We start from the raw sequence: 21,140 nt of genomic DNA, 5'->3' as shown, positions 1-21,140 counted from the left end.
AGCCAACCTTTCATCGTTATACGTTAGAACACAGCAAAGCAGCGATTCTCCTGTTAATAGGGAATCGCTGTTTTGTATTTTTGGGCATGTAAACGGCTATGATCATAAGGAGATCAATGACAACCAGTACACTTATGCTATAATTTAATAAAGTGTTTTTGTGCTTAGAGAAAATTGGATAAAGGATGCATTGACCAACCATGTATGAGAATCAGACTTCTATGCACCACAAGCTCTTTATTATCGGCGCAGGTGCTGCCGGACTAATGGCCGCTGTTACTGCGAGTGATATGGGGATCGATACTGCCATTCTGGAGAGTAACGACCGGATTGGCAAGAAGATCTTAATGACCGGCGATGGCCGCTGCAACATTACGAATGAATCCACTGTGACAGATACGGATGAAGCAGCCGCTTTATCGCGCAAGTATCACAGTAATCAACCCGAATTTCCGCTTGCGGTAGTGCAGCAATATGGCGTCGGCCAGACGATTGATTTTTTCTCCTTTCTTGGGCTCCCGCTTACAAGACTCAAGGGGGGCTTGATGTATCCGATGTCGCTGCAGGCAGCGGCGGTACTTGATATTTTCCAGCTGGCGCTAGAGGATCGGAATGTTCCCGTATACCTTAAGAATAAAGTGGTGGATGTTACTGCTTCGGCAGATCATCCTCGCTTCACGATAAAATGCCTAACCGAGACAGAGGAAGAGGTTGTGTATACTAGCGACTATCTGCTTCTGTCTACGGGTGGCAACACCGGTCCGAATGCAGGCAAAGAACCTCCGGGTTATACCCTTGCCGAACGTCTGGGGCACACCCTGATTGAGCCTTTTCCGGCCATCGTGCAGTTGAAGCTGCAATATCCGAATATGAGGGCACTGTCCAGTATCAAATCTCAGGGACAAGCTCATATCATTGTAAAGGGTAAAGTCATCGGCAGTGAACAGGGTGAGCTGGCCTTCACAGACTATGGTATTACCGGTCCGCCCATTCTCCAGCTAAGCAGGAAGGCTGCCTATCATCTGGCAAGAGGAGAACAGGTGAAATTATCGGTGGATCTGACGCCGGGCCGCACAGAGGAAGAGTTAATTGATTTTTTAGAAAAGCTCTGGGAGACCTTTGGGCACCGGACCGTGGCGGATTCCCTCGTGGGTATCTTCAACAAGAAGCTTGTTACGGTCCTGCTTAAGGAGACGGGCTTAGATCAACAGCCACAGCTTCTTTGCCAGAATCTGCCGCCCAAAACTAAAGAGAACTTTTATCGGCTCTTGAAGCGTTGGGAATTTAAAGTGACGGATACCAATGGCTTTACGAATGCGCAGGTGACAGCCGGCGGGATTGATACGTCGGAACTCACCCGGGGAACGCTGGAATCCAAGCTGGTGCCCGGGCTGTATTTGGCTGGCGAAGTGATGGATGTGGACGGAGATTTCGGCGGCTATAACCTGCAATGGGCCTGGAGTTCCGGATATGTGGCCGCTATGGCGATAGCTAAGTCCATTCAATAAATTTATTAGGAAAAGGGATGCATCAATTAACATGTATAAGGATCAGACTTCTAGGCACCACGAGCTGTTCATTATCGGTGGGGGTGCTGCAGGTCTAATGGCTGCAGTTACAGCGAGGGATCAAGGTATTGATACAGCCATCATTGAAAGCAACGACCGGCTCGGGAAGAAAATAATAACAACGGGTAACGGGCGTTGCAACATTACGAACCAATCCACCGCCACCGGTACGGATGAAGCGGCCGCTTTATCCGTCAAGTATCACAGCAATCAGGCAGGCTTCCCAATACATGTACTGCGGCAATTCGGTGTCCGCCAGACAATCGATTTTTTCTCCTCGCTCGGGCTTCCTTTTATGAGCTTAGAGAACGGCCGGATGTATCCGATGTCGCTGCAGGCGGCTTCGGTGCCGGGGGTGTTTAAGCTGGCGCTGGAGGACCGGAATGTTCCCGTCTATTATAAACATAAAGTGCTCGATGTGGCCGTATCGGCGGGACATCCGCGGTTCGCGATAACCTGCCAGACGGAGACAGAGGAACAGGTTGTGTATACCAGCAACTATCTTTTTCTATGTACCGGAGGCCTTACCGCTCCCAAAACCGGAACAGACGGCTCCGGTTATACGCTTGTCCAGCGTCTGGGACACACCATGATCCACCCGGTGCCAGGCATTGTACAATTGAAGCTGGATTACCCGTATTTGAAGGAGCTGTCGGGCATCAAATTTGAGGGAGAGGCCCATGTTATCGTAAAGAATGAAGTCATCCGCACGGAGTCTGGCGAGATTCTTTTTACGGACTATGGCATCTCGGGCCCGCCCATCCTTCAGCTAAGCAGAAAGGCTGCGTATAATCTCGGCATCGGAGAATCCGTGACCCTGTCGGTGGATTTGATGCCGGAACGCACGGAGGAAGAGTTAATTGATTTCCTGGAGATCCACTGGGGGATCTTCGGACATCGGACAGTTGCCGATTCCTTCGTGGGCATCGTCAGCAAGAAACTGATTCCCGTGCTGCTGAAGGAGGCTGGAATTGATCAACAGCTGCATCTGCTGTGTCAGGATCTAACCTGGAAAACCAAGAAAGTATTCTATAAACTATTGAAGCGTTGGGAATTTAAAATCACCGATACCAACAGCTTCACGAATGCCCAAACCACAGCCGGTGGCATCGATACAACGGAGCTAGTTGAAGGAACGCTGGAATCTAAGCTGGTGCCCGGGCTCTATTTAGCCGGTGAGGTGATGGATGTGGACGGCGATTGCGGCGGCTATAACCTGCAATGGGCCTGGAGCTCCGGATACGTCGCTGCGATGGCGCTTGCGGACCGGCGTGCAGGCACCACGTAAGGGTAGAGGATTGATACAGTGCTAATGAAGACACCCCTTAGGGGTGTCTTTTTTATAAGATATGCTAAGATAAAAGTGTCATCGAACCTGCTATTTCATTATCTTGAAAGGGGTGTCACCAATTGCCGACAGGATCTAAGAACTTGTCCACTAAACAAAGGTTTGTAGAAGCGCTTATGAATGAATCACTTGTGGAGCTGCAGTCCATCCCGAAAAGCGATTTGCATAACCACGCCGGACGCGGAGGGAACATTCGATATATTAGCGAGTGGGCGCATGTTGACATAGAGCCGGCGGCGGAACCGTTCCGATCGTTGCAAGACATGCAGCAATGGTTTGTTGAATCTGTGAAACGGCATTGCCCTGGTATTCAAGGTTATTTGAAACGGATTGAAGCTTCCTTTGCGCAAGCGGCTGACGACCATATTGAGAGATTGGCATTAAGCTTTGGAGTGGATGAGGTGGATACCTTGGGAGGAATGGAGCCATTTATGCGGATCATGAATGAATATCATCGCCGGTTTGCTCCTGCAACACAGTTTCTCCCGGAGCTGGCTTTGGACCGTGCCTGCAATGTAGATGAAGTGTATAACCGGTTAGATGAAATATTGGCTTACCGCTGGTTTCGCTCCATCGATATTTGTTGCGATGAATTTGCCCAGCCGATCACATCTTTTAAGTCCATTTACCAAGCTGCGAATACGGCGGGGCTGGCGCTCAAGGCTCATGTGGGGGAGTTCGGAACCGCGGATGATGTTATGGAAGCTGTTGAGGAGCTCGGGCTTCATGAGGTTCACCATGGAATTGCAGCCGTCCGTTCGCCTCAAATTATGAACTGGCTTTCTGCTCACCATATTCAACTGAATGTCTGTCCTACTAGTAATATTATGCTTGGTGTAGCGGAGAACTACGGCAGCCATCCTATTCGGAAGCTTTATGATTGTGGAGTACCTGTGACGATTAACACCGATGATTTGCTGATCTTTAATCAAAGCATTTCTCAGGAGTACATGAATCTGTATCAAGCTGGATTAATGACAGCAGAAGAGCTGAACGAGATCCGCCTAATAGGACTTGGAGGCGTTCTTTGATGAGTTTGAAGAGGATCTGGCTATTCTTGAAGATTTAAGGGATCGTTGATAGGACTAGTAGCTCATCAGAACTAAACGTGAGAAAATTACTTTAACTCATGGCTTGCTGAGGGTTTACCGCGCCCCGTTTTTAGAGTGCAAGGGGAGGCTTAATTGCAATTTGTACAACTAAATCGCCCTATGTCCCGCTAAATCAATGTTTAGTTGTATTTCCTGCAATTAAAATGCCTCAATATCTGGATTTTCGCCCATCCGGGCAAATTTAGTTGTACAGAATACAATTAGAAGAGGAATTCCACCCGTTTCACTGTTTTTAGTTGCACAGAATACACTTACCCCTTTTTTTCGCTACGAATGCAGCTTCATCCCTTACCACATTTTTGGAATGAAGTCACTTGTTTAAATCTGATGTGGTACTAGATAAAGGCAAGGTGTCCAAATGACTGATGAATATATCTGGGTTATTTTTGTTGCTGAGCAGACGAGCGGATTTCCGGACTTTTATCCTATAGGAGTATTTACAGTGCACGACAGGGCTGTCGAAGAAATAGACAAGCTGCCTAAGGATAAGAATTATCAGCTTCTAAGGCTGCCGATTAACCGGATGTTTCCGTATTACCATAAGAAGAGCGGAGAGCTGGTTGGAATGGATGCGATCCATCATGAGTATTTTCACTTCAAAGATTTAGATGAATAAGTTCAACTAAGTCCAGGAGGCCTTATTATATGAGCAGAGCAGCAAAGCAGCAGCTGAACGATGGCCCTAAGATCCGCAAAGAAAAAATGATTGCTTCAAAGATGATTCGTATCTATTGCAAGAAAAAACATTATGGGCAGGAGCTCTGTGAGGAATGCCGGGTTTTAAATGAGTATGTTATGACAAGACTCTCCCGCTGCAAATTTGGTGATGAGAAGACAGCGTGTGCCAAGTGTCCGATTCACTGTTATACACCCGTCTACCGCCATAAAATTAAGGGGGTTATGCGTTTCTCGGGACCGTGGATGCTGCTGTATCATCTGTTAGAATCCATAAGGCATATTCCCATACCGGAGAAGTTAAGGAAGCCTTTGTCACGATAGCCGCTTCAATCAATCTATCTGCTATCAGAAGGACCATCTGTGAGTTGGTCTTTTTAATATCCTTTTGATAAAATGTACATATATTATAACTTTTATTACCGTTATAAGTTATAACTTGAAGCGAGCAGAGCATACTATAGGAAGGGGAAAAAATGAATGGTGTGGTCAAAGTGACGAAGGATCAATCGAAGGTGAAGCGTTATTCCCGAAAGATTGGACGGATGGGGAATAGCTTGGGTGTGAGCTTGCCAAAAGCTCTTGCGGATAAAATGAATATCTCTCAGGGAGATGAAATCGAGTTTATTGAAAATGAACGTGGAGAAGTGGTGTTCAGGAAAAGCCGGGCGGCTCTGTTGAATGAACAGATTCGGCCTGAGGTGCTTGAGGCGTTCTTCGATGTGTTTGAAGAGGATCAGGGCATTCTTGAAGACCTAAGGGATCGTTGATATGGGTACCTTTCTTACCAAGGAAGAGGTTATTACTGCACACCATTTCATGATGAAAAGAATGAATGACGCAGATCAAGCAGGAGTGAAGGATCACGGCCTGCTGGAATCTGCGGTACATAGACCGCAACAAAGTATTTTTGGAGAGGATGCTTATCCCTCTATATTTGATAAGGCAGCCGCATTGCTGGAATCGCTCGTCAAAAACCATTGCTTTCATAATGGCAATAAACGAACAGCCTATCTGGTCACGAAATCTTTTTTGGTTCTGAACGGGTACCATCTAAAGATGCAACGGGAGTTTGCAGTTGAATTTGTTGTAGACATTGCCAAAGGCGTGCATTCATTAGAAATGATCTCTTATATTTTGACAAAATATTCTGAGGAACAATAAAGGTAAGGTGTCCAAATGGATGATGAGCACGATGGCCCTAAGATCCGCAAAGAAAAAATAATTGCTTCAAAGATGATTCGTATCTATTGCAAGAAAAAACATCATGAACAAGAGTTCTGTGAGGAATGCCGGCACTTAAATGAGTATGTTATGAAAAGACTCTCCTCTTGCAAATTCGGTGAAGAGAAACCCGCTTGTGCGAAGTGTCCGATTCATTGTTATAAACCGGTCTACCGCCAAAAAATAAAGGGGGTTATGCGTTTCTCGGGACCCTGGATGTTGTTGTATCATCCATTAGAGTCCATAAAGCATATCCCCATACCGGAGAAGATAAAAAAATCAATATCACGATAGCCGGCAGCCGCCTCCATTTAAAAACAGCCAAGGAACAGGATGGCCCTGCGCCTTGGCTTGTTGTGGTTACACATTCCCCTGCCCCAGCCACTCCCGCTTCAAAATCGCAAATTGCTGGGTATTCTCGTACTTCGGGGTTCCGTCTTCGTTCTTGGTGAAGGAGATGAATTCGAGGAAGCAGCCTTCCCGGCGCATGCCCAGCTTCTCGCAGAGCTTCTGCGATCTGGAGTTGTCGTCCTCGACGTAGGCGTAGATGCGCCTGGCTTCCTGCTCCAGGAAAAGATAGCGCAGTAGCGCGCGGGCGCTTTCGCTGGCATAGCCGACGCCCTCGTAGGCCGGGTTGAAGTGCCAGCCTACGCTGTAGGTATCGGGCTCTTCTTTCATGCAGAATAATTCGCCAATGATTGAGCCGGTATCCTTCAGGCAGACGGCGAGATGGGAGTCGTCCTGACTCCGTTCGCTGGCGGTGGCGATGGCTTCCTCTAACGTGGAGAGGCGTTCGCTCAGGAAACAGTTCACCCGCGGATTTGCCAGATACTCCAGCATACCCGGTGCATCCGTCTCCCGGAAGTTTCTGATGATTAAGCGGTCGGTAGTGAATTTTTGCATGATGATCCTCCCTAAATTAAGTGAGCGTGTTATTTACCGGCAAGCGGATATGAACGGAATACCTGCCGCCAGTGCTTGTGAATGTGATTTCGCCCTTATGCTGGCTGATGATTTTGTGGCAGGTCTTGAGGCCGATTCCGGTGCTATGCACCTCATGGGCCTCCTTTTTTATAACATTCGTGATATCTATCAACAGCCAGCGGTCTTCGATTCTATACGCAATCGTTACGGCCGCAGACGTATCGGCATACTTCGTAATGTTGGAGAAAAGGTTGTCGAATACCCGCCTGAAGGAGATCAGGTGAAGCTCCACGCGGAAAGGGACAGGGGACGGCTCCCATGCTACCCGGAAGCCGTGATTCTCCAGCAACATCGACTGCTCATCGATTAACTGATCCATGAGCTGAATCCCATCGTAGGACTCGAACTCCAGATCATTCTCCTCTGTGTTATACACGGTGAAGTACTCGAATAGCTTGTCGGACAGATGCTTGATCTGATAGGCTTTTTCCCTGCTGCTGTGAATGTATTTCGCTAACGCCTCCTGATCCTGATATTTCTTGTATTCGATGATGTCCAGGTAGCCGACCAATGCGGTGAGCGGTGTCCGCAGATCGTGGGACATGGCGGTGACCAGCTCGCTGTTGGCGACTCTGGCCTGCTCCTCGCTCTCCAGGCGCTCGATGAACGATTTCCTCATCTCATTGATGCTCTGGGCCAGAGACGATAGCTCATCCTTCCCCTTCAGCGTAATCGGATAGTCCAGATTCCCGCCCTCCAGAATCTTAATCTCTTTCTCCAGCACGCCAATATAAGAGGTCTTCTTGTTGATGAAGAACAGGACCAGGACAATGAAGAATAAGAACGACAGAATCACACCCAGAATCGTAATGAGGTTGTAATACTTGTATTCAAAAAAATACTCCATATAGACCTGAGCAGTCGTATCCGCAAAGGTAACCGTGGAATATTGGGATTTGCTGAAAATGTTAGGGTCGGGCAGAAACCTTGTATTCTCGGTCTTGATCGTGTACCCGTCCGTAGAGTAGAGAAATTGGTTGTCCTTATAGAGATAGAGATTTACGTACTTGGTTTTCCTGACCCATTCAGCTATTTGTGCGTCATCCTTAAGCGACAGATGCTGCCCGGAGACATATTCCTCAAGTGCCGGAAGAGCTTGTTGTTCTTGCTTGTCAATGAACGAGCTTCTAGTCCGGTAATGCTCCAGCAGATCTTCGCCTGTGGACTGCAGCAGCAAGAACAGTGCCGCTGAAGCCAGGAACGAACCAATTAGGCACAGGATTAATTTGAGTTTCAGCCTGCTCCACCGCAGCTTGTTATTCAATCCGGTACCCCTTTCCCCAGACGGTTTTGATGAACTTGGGATTCTGCGGGTCCTTCTCCAGCTTCATCCGCAGATTGCGGATATGAACCATCACCGTATTATTACAGCTGTAGAAATAAGGCTCGCCCCACACACTCTCATACAGATTCTGTGCCGAGAAAATCTTATTGCGGTTGCCGGCCATCAGCGCCAGCAGCTTGTACTCAATTTCGGTCAGGGTCAGCTCCTTCTCATTCATTCTTACCTCGTTGACGGTAGTATTCACGCTTAGCCCGTTGAAGGTAATCACATCTGAGGGGGCGGAGGTATCCTCCTTGCCTTTGTATACATAATACCGCCTAAGCAAGGCCTTCACCCGGGACACCAATTCGGTGTAGGAGAAGGGCTTGGACAGGTAGTCGTCACTTCCGGCCGAGAAGGCCAAGGTTTTATCAGAATCTTGAGTCTTAGCTGTAAGAAATAGGATAGGCGCGCTGGTCATCTCACGTATCTCCACGCAGGCCTTAATTCCCGACTTCCGGGGCATCATCATGTCCAGAATGATCAGGTCAATGGTATCGTCTACTTTATTCACGGCATCTTCCCCGTCAACAGCCTCAACGACATGGTATTGCTCACTCTCCAGCAGCACCCGGACAATCTCACGAATCTCGTGGTTGTCGTCGGCTATAAGTATGGTCTTGGCAGGATTCATCATTTTTCCATCCCCCTCCCTTCCTGAGCACTCATTGTGCTTCCATTATAGATTGTCTATAGCGCGTAAACCACCGGATGACAGGCGACTTAAGAATTCTTAAGGAAGTTCATGCCCGGATCTTAAGAATATTCACCTAAGCTGGAGATATTATAAGCCAGTGAAGAGAGGGATTCGTAAATGGATTGGTTATTACACAAAAAGCGGGTCAGCAAGGTTCTCCTCGCTTGCGTGGGCCTTGTGACAATTATAGTATTCATCAGATACCTGCCGGAGCTTCTGCGGCTGACGATGTCGCTGGACGGCTTCCGCGATTATATCCTCTCTACGGGGAAATTAGGCCCGGTTATGCTGGTGCTCTTCCAGATTCTCCAGACGGTAATCGCCCCGATACCGGGGGAGGTCGTTCAAATTGCCGGGGGATACATCTATGGGACAACTCTAGGGGCGGTCTTCGTGACTGGGGGGATGCTGCTGGGGGCAATGATTGCCTTCTACTTTACCAGATTCCTGGGCGGTTCTTTCATTGATAGTTTGCTTCAGAGGGACAACTTCAAGTGGATGAGAGGAATGATGGATAATAACAAATTCTCGGTTTTCCTGTTCATTATCTTTATAATTCCCGGACTTCCCAAGGATATGTTCATCTATGCAGCGGGTTTGACGACGATGAAGCCCCTAAGATTCTTTACGATCCTGCTCATTGCCAGATTCCCGTGGCTGCTGGCCTCCGTGAGCATTGGGGCTAATATCTACGATAAGAATTATGGTCCCACCATCGTCATCTCCGCTATCTCCGTCCTGGCCTTTGTTTTGGGATTAATCTATAAAGACAAACTGATTGACAAATTATCTTCCTTCAAAGGTGGTAAAAGCGGGCTGTAGCCGCAACTGTTGGAATGTTGTCTGTACCTTGGACATAGAGTGGAACTACAGGAGGCGTTGCATATGTTAATTCAGCTTAGTGTTGCTTTTGCTGCGGCCGCTTTTATTGCTCTGGCGGTGTTCTTGATTCTTACGCTGCGCAAGGGAATGACCACGCTCGGGGAGACTAACAAGACGCTGGGCGAGGTGAGAAATGCCATACATGGATTGACGGGAGAGGCGACTCAGCTCATTCACACGGCGAATCAGGTCACCCGGGATGTGAAAGGGAAGATCAAGACCATCGATCCGATCTTTGAATCTGCGCACAATGTAGGGGAAGTTATTCAGACGGTGACCGAGACCTTCAAGAAGAATGCTACCGACATCGGCCAGAGCTTGAACCCAGAGCCGGAGAAGGCTGCGGTCAAAAGTAAAAGCGGCCAGATCCGCGTCAATACGAAGTTTCAGTAGCCTTTGCATCATCGATAAGAAGCGTCAGTTCAAGGCACCCAGGGCGGGTGTCTTTTTGTATGCAGGTATCATTTCGCTGCAAAATAATCATTTTCTCATAATAGTGCATAATCGCAGGTGATATGAGCAAATGATTGTTTCAGCACTAATTCGGCTTCTGCTATGCTCGGGGTATCCGACAGGTTCATTTCCGTCTACTTCAAGGGTTCGGATCACCCGGTACAAGAGGAGGGCAGACACCGAAATTCCACAGGTTATTGCAAGCGGTTACAAATGTATTCTGCAACAAATTTAAATCGGGAGGCAAATCAATGAATAGAATCGTTGCAAAGGTAACCAGTATAGTATTGTTGTTTTCTCTTGGACTCACTCTGTTATTCAGCGGGTGGGGAACGGCGGTGGTACACGCTGCAGGACTTACGGTAACAGGCAGTGGAGGCGGAAATGAAGCTGCATTTGTGGAGTGGTCACCTGTCAGTAATGCATCCGGCTATAAGGTATACGTCAAGGCTGCAAGCGCTGCAGATTCCCAGTATCAGCAGCTTCATAATGAGCTGATCCGCAAGTATGGCTCTTACTGGAGAGCAGATGCCATAGGGCTGGCGGCCGGAAGCTATGTTATGAAGGTGGAAGCCGTGCTGTCAGGCGGGGGAACGGCAAGTGCAGTGACAGGTACGCTGGCCGCCGCGCCGTATGACCGGTCCGGGTTTGCTTTTGCAGCCCAATCTCCATATGGTACAGGCTCCGGCGCTTATACTGACAATGGAACGCTGAAGAGCGGGGCGCAGGTGCTGTATGTCACCTCTCAGAATGCACAGACTGTAACGCTTCCCGTAGTGGTCAGCAGCTCGGGTACGGTGCAGACGGGGGTAGGTCTTGGCGGCATTCTCTCGCTCCGGCAAAAAGGCTATGACACCACCCCGCTCGCAATCCGGCTTATCGGCAAAGTGACGGCTGCTGATCTGAGCGGACAGCTCAATAGCGGCGGTTATCTGGAGGTGAAGGGGAAAAGCAATTATACCGCAATGAATCTGACGATTGAAGGGATCGGCACAGATACGTATGCCTATGGCTGGGGGCTGCTGCTCAGATATGCAGGGAATGTAGAGGTTAGGAATCTCGGCCTGATGCTCTTCCCGGATGACGGCATTTCCATGGATACAGGCAACGCGAATGTATGGGTGCATAATAATGATATTTTCTACGGATCAGCGGGCAGCGATGCGGATCAGGCCAAGGGCGATGGCTCTACGGACCTCAAGAAAGGCTCCACCTATATCACCATTTCGTACAACCACTACTTCGATTCCGGCAAAGCAGCTCTGGTCGGACTTAGCGAATCCGCAGAGTTCTTCGTCACCTTCCACCACAACTGGTTCGATCATTCCGACTCGCGTCACCCGCGGATCAGAGTGGCCTCGGTCCATGTGTATAATAACTTCTATGACGGCGTGTCAAAATATGGTGTGGGCGTGACTACCGGTGCCTCGGCCTTCGTGGAAGGAAATGTGTTCCGTAATGCCAGATATCCGATGCTGAGCTCCCTGCAAGGGACGGATGCTCAGGGCGAAGGCACATTCTCCGGGGAAAATGGCGGGATGATCAAAGCCTTCAATAATAGTGTGGTTGGGGCGGCAAGTCTGATCTATGCGAACTCCGGTGCAGGAACGGCACCGGCGAATGCGACTTCATCGGATGCATATCTCGCCTCATCCAGAAGCGAAGCCGTTCCCGGCTCGTACAAAGCACTTGTCGGCGGAACAGCATATAACAACTTCGATACGCTGGTTGATACAGGTGTCAGCGCAGCAGCTGTCGATAACGTAAGCGCAGTAGAGCAGAAAGTTACAGCTGGAGCGGGACGCCAGGGCGGCGGTGACTTTAGCTGGAGCTTCAATAACGCCGTGGACGATACCTCCTACGCGATCAATGCTCCGTTAATGGCAGCGATCCGCAGCTACACCTCAGGCCTGGTGTCTGTGGGAGGCAATGCTAACCCGGGAGGTCCATCGCCGACTCCGGCAGCAACGCCTGTGCCAACGGTAACTCCGGTGCCGACAGCGACTCCAGTGCCGACAGCGACTCCAGTGCCAACAGCGACTCCGGTGCCGACAACAACTCCCGCGCCGACAGCAGCGCCAACGTCAACGCCTGCTCCGGGAGCGGCGGTTCACAATTTTACAGCGTCCGGGACTTCGAGCAGCTTCTTTACCATTCAAGGCAATCTCTCCACCAGCAAGGGAACAGTGATCTACAACGGTCTGACCTTAACCCAATGCCTCAAAATCGAAAGCGCCACCCGCATCCAGTTCACTGCTGCCCAAGCCTCGACTTTGACGCTGGTGTTCAACTCTGAAGGGACCAAGATTAAGGTGGATGGGACCAGCTACCCGATCACGAACGGCATAGCCACCGTCTCTCTTGCGGCGGGTGCGCATACGATTACTAAGGATAGTACGGCTAATTTGTATTATTTGGTGGTGGAATAGGGGGATTTCTTTCGCTGAACCGAATTAAGGCGACCTGCAGAGGTCGCCTTTTACTCTATTAGTGAGTATTTCAATGCTCATTATTTACTATACACTTACAAACTTCGTATTTATGTAGTAACCTGTTTTTTAAAAAAGGATTTAATTCCATCATGTATAACCACTAATCCAATAATTAAAGCCAAACTTCGTACAACAAACTCAGCAACATAGAGGCTCCCCTGGTATTGTGTTGAACTAAAGGTATGCCCAGTGATAAATCCTGGCGACACCATTACAAGTACGCCTATAACAACACTTGAAATTAAAAGTACGACTTTACTCATAAATATTCCCCCTGTTTTTTAATCTTTAAATGTAAAATCAATTATTTTCTTTACTGTCAATTAAGTCAATAATCTCCCGTATATCCTCAATATTCAAGGCTTCTGCGATTCTAACAATATGACTAAAGCTAATGCTTTCTCTCCTTCGGTTGGCTAATTCGCTTAATGCGGCATGGCGGACCTTGGAGATTCTGGACAACTCTCTTACAGAAATTTTATGCTTAGCGGTCAATTTTGATATTTTCACTACAATAATTTTACCCACTGCAATTTCACTCCTGAGCAAAATTCTTTAAGATTGATACGCATATACGTACCAAGTTGCCTTTATAATTATGCTACGCTGATTTATATCATAAATCTATAATGTAGCTTATGAAGGAGGTCCCATGCCCAACATTCTCGAATCGCTATATCATGGAAGTCTATTTCCTAATGAAGATATAATCTCCAAGGACCCCAATTATCGTCCGCTTAACAGTCAGATTACCGAATCTCTCGAAGCTTGGAAGCAGAAGCTGTCTGCGAGCGAGTTCGAGGAGCTGGAGTCTTTATTGGAGCTATATTCACAAGTGCAGGGAATGGATATGACGGCTGCATTTGTGTCAGGGTTCAAGGCCGGGGCCATGACGATGATTGAAGTGCTAATGGAGTAAGAGACCTGACTATTCCTCCCCATACCGCCCAACCGCCATCTCCGCCGACTTCAGCATACGCTGCTTCAGCTGCTCGCCCTCAGTGATCTTCACGCGCAGGCCCAGGAAGCGGATGCGGGAGAGCAGGAACTCGCTGTCGTCTCTCATGTAGTGGACGGTGATGCGGTAGATCCCGGTAGCTTCATCGAAGGCCACGGACTTATCGAAGCAGGAGAACGTGGACAAGATCCGCGACAGCTCGGCATTGTAGACAGGGATGACCTGAATACAGGCGGATTCTCTCAGACCGTCTAGAAGACGTGAGATCCGGGCCTTGAGGCCTTCTATACGGTGGGCGGGGATGGGAGCGGGATTGGCAGACACAATGTTCCGCAGCTTCGTGGACATGAGTGAGCGCTGCCGGGTGCTGTACCACTGTAAGTACCACTCCCGCTTATACATATTGTACTCCAGCTTGTGAGGGAAGCCGGATGGGTCGATCCGTTCCCCGCCATGCTTGATCGCATACGTGAGCTGAATTCCCTGATTCTGCATGATGATGCGGCGCAGGGGGCGGAGCAGCGGATGATAGACCTGGCGCTCCTTGCTGCGGGCCTTCTCGATGATGATCTCTCCTACTTCAATAGAAGCTTCAGGCTCCAGTAGGGAATTCAGTTTACGTAAGGTTTCTGTTGAAAAAGCTTCAGCCGCCGCCGGATGCCCCAGCATCGTCTTCAGCCAGGAACGCTCCTGTGAGGTTAGCGCCAGGGAGCCGGCCTCTTCCAGGCGGGAGATGATCTGGAAGTTGAATATTTTCTCAAAGGGATTCATAGTAGCTCTTAATCTCCTTCCATTCCTCCATGAACTGCTTGCGCAGCCAGCGGGGCTCCAGAATCTCGCAGCTGGAGCCGAAGCTCCGCAGCCACGGCTTGATCTCAAAGATCTCGTTCACTGTAATCTCGTACAGGAAGGTCGTATCGGACTCCTCCGTAATGGTTCCCCACTGCCCCTGCGCCTCGACCCGCTCCCGGATGAAGTTGGCGCCGGACCGGCTGGGGTTATAGAATCTGACGGCGACCTTCACCGCACGGTTGGTATCCGTCACCCAGCTATACTCCAGCTGAGCCTCCAATTGCTGAAGTCTCTGCGCAAACTCCTCTTCTTCTACAGGCTCGCCCTCCTCAACCTGGGTCAGGCCGTCCATCCGTAATTTCTTAATCCCGGTCCGGCTGTGATAGCCGATCAGATACCAGCGCCCATACTGATGATCGTAGACGACACGCAGCGGAAGCAGACTGTCCGTAATCCCTGCCGATTCCCGCTCGAAGAGGGGATTGGTGTTCTGGGAGGTGTAGTTCATGCCTTTTTTGGGCGACAGATAGAGGAATTTGATTGTCCGCCGCTGCTTAATCGCCCCGAAGATCGTATAGAGATGAGCCTCATCCAGAATCCGTGAATGGTAATGGTATTTGTACCGGTGGGTCTCCGTGGCTTCGGGGAGAATGTCCCTTATCCGCAGTGCCTTCTTCAAGGTGTCACGCAGGAGGTAACCCTGGACAGACGGAATCTGCGTATTGGCAATGACATCTACATAATCGAACAGGTCGAGCAGCTCGTCATCCGTAAGCTGGTCCAGCAGTTCGTTGGCTGCCTTGTACCGGTAGGGACGCTTCTCATTCACTCTTACAATCACGCCGACCTCCTCCAGGTATTTCAGGTCTCCCCGGATGGTCTTCTCGTCCGGCAGCGGCGAATCGGCGGGCATCTGGTCACAACAGCCGTCATGCAGTTCCTTGGCCGTCAGTTCCTCGCTCTGAAGTGCGGTTAACAGCAGCGTCAGCCGGATACTCTCCGTCTCCTTCAGCGATTTCGCCCGGAACAGGAACAGGAGCAGCGGATCGGCCGATTCATAGTAATTGTAGCGGAGCCATTCGGACAGCTCGGTGCCTTGTTCTGTAGTCAGATCCTGCTGCAGGACGGTCACCATTTCCTTGAGATTACGCAGCGTTTTGTCATAGGTATGTACGGAAATGCCGAGCCGCTCGGCGAATTGCTGCCTGCTGTAAGCTCCCCCGGCTAGTGACAGCATACGGAGAAACTGTATTTCTTTATCGAAGCTTTCCTTGGCCATATGTATACCTCCAGCCTGTAGCGCATTCATGAGTTGTAATAGTTAATACCTCTATTAAGCACCAGAGTTGCATGAAATGGAAGATTTTTGTCTGCCGCCATACTTTCACCCTGTTCCTCCTTGGCAAAATGAGGGAAGATAAGGCCAGCGAAACCGACTTGGAACGGAGGGATGGCATGAATCCTATCAATACGCTCATCCATGAGCAATTGAAGCAGATTGAACAAGAGGAGCAAGTGACGATCCTCTATGCCTGTGAGTCAGGCAGCCGGGCGTGGGGATTTCCCTCACAGGACAGTGATTACGATGTGCGGTTCATCTATGTGCATCGGCCGGAGTGGTATTTATCCATATGGGATGCACGAGATGTCATCGAGCGTCCTATTAACAATATGCTGGATCTAAGCGGCTGGGATCTGCGCAAAGCGCTGAAGCTGTTCCACAAATTGGGCCCGCCGCTGCTGGAGTGGCTGCAATCCCCGATCCAGTATGCTGAGAAGTTCAGTGTGGCGGAGCAGCTTAGGGGGATCTCACCGTATACCTTTTCGCCGAAATCCTGTATGTACCATTACCTGAATATGGCCAAAGGCAACTACCGGGATTACCTCCAGGGTGAGCAGGTGAAGATCAAGAAGTACTTCTATGTGCTGCGCCCGGTGCTGGCCTGTGAGTGGATTCACCGGTACGGGGAGATGCCGCCGATGGCATTCGATGTGCTGGTAGAACGGTTGATCCCGCAGGATAGGGAGCTATGGCAGGTCGTGCAGCATTTGCTGGCCCGGAAAAAGTCGGGTGAGGAGCTAGACCTGGAGCCGCGGCTGAGTGTGATTAACGAGTATCTGGAGGAGCAGCTGCAAGAGCTGGAGAAGACAGCGGCGGCATACCTGAGTGCTAAGACGGACAATCGGGACCGGGAGCTTGATGCTCTGTTCCGGGACGCCTTGCAGGAAGTGTGGGGGTTAAGATTGAACTTGGAAATTTAAGTTAAGGGAAAAGTGGCGGAGGGTAATTTTGGAACTGTAGGAGCGTTAGCGTCCGCCTGAAAGCTTTCCGCAGGAAAGCTCACTTCGGAAGCATCAACTGTCTGCGGATTTCTACCGCCATTGGCGGTCTAAGTCAGGAAATCCAACCATAACAGCGGCCGGAAGTCCAAAACTTCTCTGGAGTCACGGTTAATCCCAAAACATAAAATCATTAGTTAAGCTTTAAGTTAGGAGGAACACAATCATGGCTATTATACAACTGAGATCAACGAACCCGCAGCTGAGCTTCATCATCCGCAAGAATCCGCAGAGCGGCATGCAGCTTCGCCCGGTCCGCCAGGGTATCGCATACGGCTGGTATTCGGATGAGGCCACCTATAATGTGTATTTTAAGGACGCTGACAATGAGGTCTCCTATAAAAAGAACGATGGCGAGAGCTTCGAGTACCTCAATGTCTCCCGCTATAACACCCCGTTATTCCCGCTGAATGCGGTGAATGAGTTCTTCTCCACTCCGTTCAAGGCGCGGGATGAGCGGGATGCGGAGGGGTTTGAGCACTCTTTTACCATCCAGATGATTCATGTCGAGCGGTTGCATTACATTCGGTTCTTCGAGCAGCATCTGAAGGATCATACGTTCACCCTGGAGCACCAGGCGCATAAGAGCTATTCCCTGACCATTACTACGCGCAAAAGCCTCTATCACCTCCTGCATGTGGTCAGTGTGCTGTCCTTATTCTTATCGATCTTCGGGGATGAATATATCGATATCTCGGACCGGATTCTGGACAAATATATCCGCAGTCTGAACGTGATGGATGCCCCATTCTATATCCGCAGCCTGTTCGCCCGGAATCTCCTGAAGACCCGCGAGCAGTTCAAGCGGTACAAAACGGCAATCGAGCAAACAGATCTGTACCCGATCGGTCTGGAATATGGCAGTACGGCGATGCAGCGGCGGACGTTCATCTCAGGTGTGCTTCCGTTCGATAAGCCCATTCTGGATATCGGCTGCGGGGAAGGCTTCTACGCCATTCCGTATGCCGGGAAGATTGAAGGCGCTTATTATGCGGTGGACATCAACGAGGAGCTGCTGGAGGTCGTGAACCGGAAGGCAAAGGCCAAGGAGCTCGATAACATCGTCACCTTCCGCTCGCTGGAGCATTTCCTGGAGCTGTACAACGGAGAGCAGGTGGATATCATACTGACCGAGGTTGTGGAGCATATGAGCGAGACGGAAGCGGCTGCGCTCATCCGGCAGATTATCCGCCATGTGGATTTCGGGCAGCTGATTGTGACCACGCCGAATGCGGATTTCAATCCTTACTATCAGCTGGAGGGCTTCCGGCATGAGGATCACAAGTGGGAAAAGGGTCAGGCGGCGTTCGAAGAGTGGCTGACTGCCACACTTCAAGGGCTGGGCGTAGAAGCCGAGTTCTCACTCGTGGGCGACCGGGTAGGCGACATTCGTACCACGCAGAGCGCGATTGTGCGCAGACAGGAGGGTTAGACCATGGACATTCAGACGAAGGTACACACCATATTCATGCTGGTGGGAGCGACGGAGTGCGGGAAGTCTACTTTTGCCAAAGAAGTTCTGATCCCGCAGCTCAGGCTTGAAGACAGCACTACAGGTCTGCGCACGAATGTGCAGTATCTCTCTTCAGACCTGATCCGTCAGGAGCTCTTGGGCTATGACTACGATAAATACGACCAGGTCATGCTGGAGGCCAGCTCGCATACGTTCGCGCTGTTGTTCGAGCGGCTGAAGCGGGTCACCTCCTGGCCGATTAATGCGGAGTTTGTCATTATGGATACGATAGGTCTCGCCGAGGATTACCGCAGCAAGGTGCGGGCGATTGCTCAGGAGAACCAGTATAATCTGGAGGTCATTCTGTTCGATTACCGTAAGCGGGAGGATTATTATGCCTCGGAGCGCTCGAAGAAGCTGATATCGGGTCACCTGAACCGGCTGCGCCGGGAAGTGCTGCCAGTGCTGTCCCGTGAGGGCTACCATAGCATTCATAAGGTGCGGGCGAAGGATTTTCTGCTGGAAGGTGTTGAAGGTACAGAAGGTACGGGGGAAAAGCGGCCGAACCCGGAGTACCGGGTGTACATTCAGGACTGGGAGGCGTATGCCGCTGCTGTGCTTCCGCAGGAGCAGGAATACATTGTAGTCGGAGACGTACATGAATGTGTTCAAGAGCTGCAAGGCCTGCTGCGCAGCTACGGCTACCGGATTGAAGAAGGGAAGCTAAGCGCTACGGATAAGCTGAAGAATACGCGGATCATCCTGGCGGGCGACTGGATCGATAAGGGCAAGCAGACCCGGGAGATCACCCAGTTCCTGTATAACAATCAGGAGCATTTCCTGTTCGTAATGGGCAACCATGAGAATTTCGTCTACAAGTACCTGCGGGGGGAGATCAAGGGGACTGAGCCGGAGCTGCTGAGAACCTATTTTGACTCCACTCAGGTGTTACAGGAAGATGAGGAGCTGTTCCGTCAATTCTCCGTGCTGGTGGAGAGTGCGAAGCCGTTTTACCGCTATATCGGGAATCGGGGGCCTTCCTTCTATGTGACTCATGCCCCTTGCCGCAATAAGTATGTCGGGAAGCTGGATACGAATTCGCTGCGCCATCAGCGCAACTTCCGGCTGGACCGTGAGTCTGCGTACGAGCAGCAGCTGGACTTCTTGAAGGAGGAGGCGGAGGGGAACCATCCGTTCCATCTGTTCGGACACATTGCCGCCAAACAGACGTTCCGCATCAAGAACAAGCTTCATCTCGACACGGGAGCTGTGCAGGGGAACGGGTTGACCTCTGTCCGCATCTCCTTCAAGCCGTTCTACAAAAGCCATAAATCCCAGCAGCCTCTATTACAAGAGGAGTTGCCGGTCCTCTTCCGCGAGGAGCACAAGGTCTCCCTGCAGGAGCTGGATACAGAGTCCATGCGCAGACTGCACTATTCCTCGCAGAATAAGGTCAACTTCATCTCCGGGACGATGTCGCCGGCGGATAAGGATGAAGCAGCGGGTGAGCTGGAGTCGCTGCGCAAGGGATTGGATTATTTTTCCGGACGCGGGGTGTCGGACGTGGTCCTTCAGCCTAAGTATATGGGATCACGCTGCACGGTGTATCTGTACCGGGACGTAGAGCATTGCTATGCGGTTAGCCGCAACGGTTATAAGGTCAAAGCCGTTGATCTGACGCTGGTATATGAAGGCCTGCTGGACCGGTTCGGAACGTATATGGAGGAGCGAGATATCCGCGTGCTGCTGCTGGACGGGGAGCTTCTGCCCTGGAAGGCGCTGGGGGAAGGGCTGATTGAACGCCAGTTCCAGCCTATTGGGCAGGCGCTGGAGAATGAGCTTGCGTTCCTGCGGGAGCACGGCTTCGAGGAATCGCTTGGTGAACTGATCCAGGCGTATGAAGCCAGCGGGTTCGAGCAGGACCAGCATCACCTGACCAAAGAAGCGCTTAGCACCAACTACGGTGCTCACGTATATCAGACGTATAAGCATGTCCGCAGCATCAGGGACTCTTACGTGGGCCTTGACCAGCGGGACGAAGCGTACCGGGTATATAAGCGGCAGCTTGAGCTATATGCGGGGGATGCGGAGCTTGCATTTAAGCCTTTTGCCATCCTGAAGGAAGTGCTGGAGAGCGGGGAGGAACGGGTGCCTGAAGGGGTGACCTCAGAGCAGTACCGCTTCCTGAATGACGATGAGATCCTGGTGCTGGACCTGCAGGAGCCGGAGGCTTACAGCCGGGCAGAGGAATATTTCGCTGCCATTACCGTTGAGCGGCAGATGGAGGGGATCGTGATCAAGCCGGAGCAGGAGCAGCCAGGAGTGGTCCCTTACCTGAAGGTCCGCAATCCGGGTTACCTGTCGATCATTTACGGCTACGACTACCGATTCCCGCACAAGTATGCCAAGCTGATGAAGCAGAAGAATATCGCACCTAAGCTGCGCACTTCCCTTGCTGAGCACCGGCTGGGTAAACAGATGCTGGAGATTAAGCTGGAGGAGATCTCGGCGGACAACAGCAGCTACAAGCAGATTGCCGCGAACCTGTTGTTCGAGGTGACGAAGGAGAAGGAGATCGATCCGAGGTTATAAAAGAAAAGTCAGGCAGGCTGCCGGGAAGCTCCCGGCGGCCTGCCTTTGTTTTGCTATAGAGGGGACGATAGTTTCAGGCTATGGAGAGGACATGGGCAGGCCGAATGTAATCGGAAAACCGATCACAATGGGGCAGAAGGAGGCGCGCGGACCGAATGTAATCGGAAAACCGATCACAATGGGGCAGAAGGAGGCGCGCGGACCGAATGTAATCGGAAAACCGATCACAATGGGGCAGAAGGAGGC

The 21,140-nt window shown here is 50.6% G+C and carries 22 protein-coding genes; 15 read left to right on the top strand and 7 right to left on the bottom strand.

Annotated elements, in window-relative coordinates; translation table 11 throughout:
- Positions 1-200 precede the first annotated feature (200 nt).
- The 8 genes from J2Z70_RS28120 to J2Z70_RS28085 all read left to right on the top strand — a co-directional run bounded on the left by J2Z70_RS28120 (position 201) and on the right by J2Z70_RS28085 (position 6,221).
- Entirely contained in the window at positions 201-1,508 is a 1,308-nt protein-coding gene (locus J2Z70_RS28120; protein WP_209878619.1) for an aminoacetone oxidase family FAD-binding enzyme, read from the top strand.
- Positions 1,509-1,539: 31 nt separating this feature from the next.
- On the top strand, positions 1,540-2,856 hold the full coding sequence (locus J2Z70_RS28115; protein ID WP_209878617.1) for a BaiN/RdsA family NAD(P)/FAD-dependent oxidoreductase: 1,317 nt from the start codon (positions 1,540-1,542) through the stop codon (positions 2,854-2,856).
- Between the two features lie 143 nt (positions 2,857-2,999).
- On the top strand, positions 3,000-3,947 hold the full coding sequence (locus J2Z70_RS28110; RefSeq protein WP_155991481.1) for an amidohydrolase family protein: 948 nt from the start codon (positions 3,000-3,002) through the stop codon (positions 3,945-3,947).
- Between the two features lie 523 nt (positions 3,948-4,470).
- Entirely contained in the window at positions 4,471-4,644 is a 174-nt protein-coding gene (locus tag J2Z70_RS28105) for a hypothetical protein (RefSeq protein ID WP_209878615.1), read from the top strand.
- A gap of 29 nt (positions 4,645-4,673) precedes the next feature.
- Entirely contained in the window at positions 4,674-5,027 is a 354-nt protein-coding gene (locus J2Z70_RS28100) for a nitrous oxide-stimulated promoter family protein (protein WP_209878613.1), read from the top strand.
- Between the two features lie 152 nt (positions 5,028-5,179).
- Positions 5,180-5,473 (top strand): AbrB/MazE/SpoVT family DNA-binding domain-containing protein, encoded by a 294-nt coding sequence (locus tag J2Z70_RS28095; protein WP_209878611.1) that lies wholly within the window; start codon positions 5,180-5,182, stop codon positions 5,471-5,473.
- Position 5,474: 1 nt separating this feature from the next.
- Positions 5,475-5,867 (top strand): type II toxin-antitoxin system death-on-curing family toxin, encoded by a 393-nt coding sequence (locus tag J2Z70_RS28090; protein ID WP_209878609.1) that lies wholly within the window; start codon positions 5,475-5,477, stop codon positions 5,865-5,867.
- A 15-nt stretch (positions 5,868-5,882) separates the two neighbouring features.
- Positions 5,883-6,221 carry a nitrous oxide-stimulated promoter family protein gene (locus tag J2Z70_RS28085; protein WP_209878607.1) on the top strand — a complete coding sequence of 113 codons (339 nt, stop codon included), beginning with the start codon at positions 5,883-5,885 and terminating at the stop codon, positions 6,219-6,221.
- A gap of 66 nt (positions 6,222-6,287) precedes the next feature.
- Here the strand turns inward: J2Z70_RS28085 and J2Z70_RS28080 are convergent, their stop codons facing one another.
- The 3 genes from J2Z70_RS28080 to J2Z70_RS28070 are packed head-to-tail and all read right to left on the bottom strand — an operon-like array spanning position 6,288 to position 8,872.
- Positions 6,288-6,830, bottom strand: coding sequence for a GNAT family N-acetyltransferase (locus J2Z70_RS28080; RefSeq protein ID WP_209878604.1), 543 nt, complete (start codon positions 6,828-6,830; stop codon positions 6,288-6,290).
- Positions 6,831-6,846: 16 nt separating this feature from the next.
- Positions 6,847-8,175 (bottom strand): HAMP domain-containing sensor histidine kinase, encoded by a 1,329-nt coding sequence (locus J2Z70_RS28075; protein WP_209878602.1) that lies wholly within the window; start codon positions 8,173-8,175, stop codon positions 6,847-6,849.
- Positions 8,168-8,872, bottom strand: a complete 705-nt coding sequence (locus tag J2Z70_RS28070; RefSeq protein ID WP_281068278.1) for a response regulator transcription factor — start codon at positions 8,870-8,872, stop codon at positions 8,168-8,170. Before J2Z70_RS28070 ends, J2Z70_RS28075 begins: the two co-directional genes overlap by 8 nt.
- Before the next feature lie 237 nt (positions 8,873-9,109).
- Here J2Z70_RS28070 and J2Z70_RS28065 point away from each other — a divergent pair, with 237 nt between their 5' ends.
- From J2Z70_RS28065 to J2Z70_RS28055, 3 genes are all read left to right on the top strand, one after another.
- The gene (locus J2Z70_RS28065; protein ID WP_209878600.1) at positions 9,110-9,754 is read left to right on the top strand and encodes a TVP38/TMEM64 family protein; all 645 of its coding nucleotides are present in this window, start codon (positions 9,110-9,112) and stop codon (positions 9,752-9,754) included.
- 63 nt (positions 9,755-9,817) lie between these two features.
- Entirely contained in the window at positions 9,818-10,207 is a 390-nt protein-coding gene (locus J2Z70_RS28060; protein ID WP_051478088.1) for a DUF948 domain-containing protein, read from the top strand.
- A 311-nt stretch (positions 10,208-10,518) separates the two neighbouring features.
- Complete coding sequence (locus J2Z70_RS28055; RefSeq protein ID WP_209878598.1) at positions 10,519-12,696, top strand: pectate lyase family protein; 2,178 nt, start codon at positions 10,519-10,521, stop codon at positions 12,694-12,696.
- A gap of 110 nt (positions 12,697-12,806) precedes the next feature.
- Here J2Z70_RS28055 and J2Z70_RS28050 read toward each other — a convergent pair whose 3' ends face one another.
- The gene (locus tag J2Z70_RS28050) at positions 12,807-13,022 is read right to left on the bottom strand and encodes a hypothetical protein (protein WP_209878694.1); all 216 of its coding nucleotides are present in this window, start codon (positions 13,020-13,022) and stop codon (positions 12,807-12,809) included.
- A 37-nt stretch (positions 13,023-13,059) separates the two neighbouring features.
- Positions 13,060-13,287 (bottom strand): helix-turn-helix domain-containing protein, encoded by a 228-nt coding sequence (locus tag J2Z70_RS28045; RefSeq protein WP_209878596.1) that lies wholly within the window; start codon positions 13,285-13,287, stop codon positions 13,060-13,062.
- A gap of 124 nt (positions 13,288-13,411) precedes the next feature.
- On the opposite strand from J2Z70_RS28045, the gene J2Z70_RS28040 reads away from it, so the two are divergent.
- Complete coding sequence (locus J2Z70_RS28040; RefSeq protein WP_209878594.1) at positions 13,412-13,678, top strand: DUF6809 family protein; 267 nt, start codon at positions 13,412-13,414, stop codon at positions 13,676-13,678.
- 9 nt (positions 13,679-13,687) lie between these two features.
- On the opposite strand, the gene J2Z70_RS28035 is transcribed toward J2Z70_RS28040, so the two are convergent.
- Together J2Z70_RS28035 and J2Z70_RS28030 are read right to left on the bottom strand one after the other, a co-directional pair.
- Positions 13,688-14,488, bottom strand: a complete 801-nt coding sequence (locus tag J2Z70_RS28035) for a WYL domain-containing protein (RefSeq protein ID WP_209878592.1) — start codon at positions 14,486-14,488, stop codon at positions 13,688-13,690.
- A complete protein-coding gene (locus J2Z70_RS28030) occupies positions 14,475-15,788 on the bottom strand; it encodes a helix-turn-helix transcriptional regulator (protein ID WP_209878590.1) in 1,314 nt (437 codons plus the stop codon). Before J2Z70_RS28030 ends, J2Z70_RS28035 begins: the two co-directional genes overlap by 14 nt.
- A gap of 176 nt (positions 15,789-15,964) precedes the next feature.
- On the opposite strand from J2Z70_RS28030, the gene J2Z70_RS28025 reads away from it, so the two are divergent.
- The 3 genes from J2Z70_RS28025 to J2Z70_RS28015 all read left to right on the top strand — a co-directional run bounded on the left by J2Z70_RS28025 (position 15,965) and on the right by J2Z70_RS28015 (position 20,894).
- Positions 15,965-16,771, top strand: coding sequence for a nucleotidyltransferase domain-containing protein (locus J2Z70_RS28025; RefSeq protein ID WP_209878588.1), 807 nt, complete (start codon positions 15,965-15,967; stop codon positions 16,769-16,771).
- Positions 16,772-17,015: 244 nt separating this feature from the next.
- A complete protein-coding gene (locus tag J2Z70_RS28020) occupies positions 17,016-18,281 on the top strand; it encodes a class I SAM-dependent methyltransferase (protein WP_209878586.1) in 1,266 nt (421 codons plus the stop codon).
- Positions 18,282-18,284: 3 nt separating this feature from the next.
- Entirely contained in the window at positions 18,285-20,894 is a 2,610-nt protein-coding gene (locus tag J2Z70_RS28015) for a metallophosphoesterase (RefSeq protein ID WP_209878584.1), read from the top strand.
- The last annotated feature ends 246 nt before the right edge of the window (positions 20,895-21,140 follow it).

The sequence above is a fragment of the Paenibacillus silagei genome, from assembly GCF_017874735.1.
Classification (GTDB): Bacteria; Bacillota; Bacilli; order Paenibacillales; family Paenibacillaceae; genus Paenibacillus_AQ; species Paenibacillus_AQ silagei.
Note: the sequence above shows the minus strand (reverse complement) of the source record. Positions and strands in the feature narration are given on the sequence as shown.

What these genes read in the sequence shown, in the direction of transcription:
- J2Z70_RS28120 (WP_209878619.1), top strand. Translation starts at nt 201, where the DNA reads ATGTATGAGAATCAGACTTCTATGCACCACAAGCTCTTTATTATCGGC.
- J2Z70_RS28115 (WP_209878617.1), top strand. Translation starts at nt 1,540, where the DNA reads ATGTATAAGGATCAGACTTCTAGGCACCACGAGCTGTTCATTATCGGT.
- J2Z70_RS28100 (WP_209878613.1), top strand. Translation starts at nt 4,674, where the DNA reads ATGAGCAGAGCAGCAAAGCAGCAGCTGAACGATGGCCCTAAGATCCGC.
- J2Z70_RS28095 (WP_209878611.1), top strand. Translation starts at nt 5,180, where the DNA reads ATGAATGGTGTGGTCAAAGTGACGAAGGATCAATCGAAGGTGAAGCGT.
- J2Z70_RS28090 (WP_209878609.1), top strand. Translation starts at nt 5,475, where the DNA reads ATGGGTACCTTTCTTACCAAGGAAGAGGTTATTACTGCACACCATTTC.
- J2Z70_RS28085 (WP_209878607.1), top strand. Translation starts at nt 5,883, where the DNA reads ATGGATGATGAGCACGATGGCCCTAAGATCCGCAAAGAAAAAATAATT.
- J2Z70_RS28080 (WP_209878604.1), bottom strand. Translation starts at nt 6,830, where the DNA reads ATGCAAAAATTCACTACCGACCGCTTAATCATCAGAAACTTCCGGGAG.
- J2Z70_RS28070 (WP_281068278.1), bottom strand. Translation starts at nt 8,872, where the DNA reads ATGATGAATCCTGCCAAGACCATACTTATAGCCGACGACAACCACGAG.
- J2Z70_RS28060 (WP_051478088.1), top strand. Translation starts at nt 9,818, where the DNA reads ATGTTAATTCAGCTTAGTGTTGCTTTTGCTGCGGCCGCTTTTATTGCT.
- J2Z70_RS28055 (WP_209878598.1), top strand. Translation starts at nt 10,519, where the DNA reads ATGAATAGAATCGTTGCAAAGGTAACCAGTATAGTATTGTTGTTTTCT.
- J2Z70_RS28050 (WP_209878694.1), bottom strand. Translation starts at nt 13,022, where the DNA reads ATGAGTAAAGTCGTACTTTTAATTTCAAGTGTTGTTATAGGCGTACTT.
- J2Z70_RS28040 (WP_209878594.1), top strand. Translation starts at nt 13,412, where the DNA reads ATGCCCAACATTCTCGAATCGCTATATCATGGAAGTCTATTTCCTAAT.
- J2Z70_RS28035 (WP_209878592.1), bottom strand. Translation starts at nt 14,488, where the DNA reads ATGAATCCCTTTGAGAAAATATTCAACTTCCAGATCATCTCCCGCCTG.
- J2Z70_RS28030 (WP_209878590.1), bottom strand. Translation starts at nt 15,788, where the DNA reads ATGGCCAAGGAAAGCTTCGATAAAGAAATACAGTTTCTCCGTATGCTG.
- J2Z70_RS28025 (WP_209878588.1), top strand. Translation starts at nt 15,965, where the DNA reads ATGAATCCTATCAATACGCTCATCCATGAGCAATTGAAGCAGATTGAA.
- J2Z70_RS28020 (WP_209878586.1), top strand. Translation starts at nt 17,016, where the DNA reads ATGGCTATTATACAACTGAGATCAACGAACCCGCAGCTGAGCTTCATC.
- J2Z70_RS28015 (WP_209878584.1), top strand. Translation starts at nt 18,285, where the DNA reads ATGGACATTCAGACGAAGGTACACACCATATTCATGCTGGTGGGAGCG.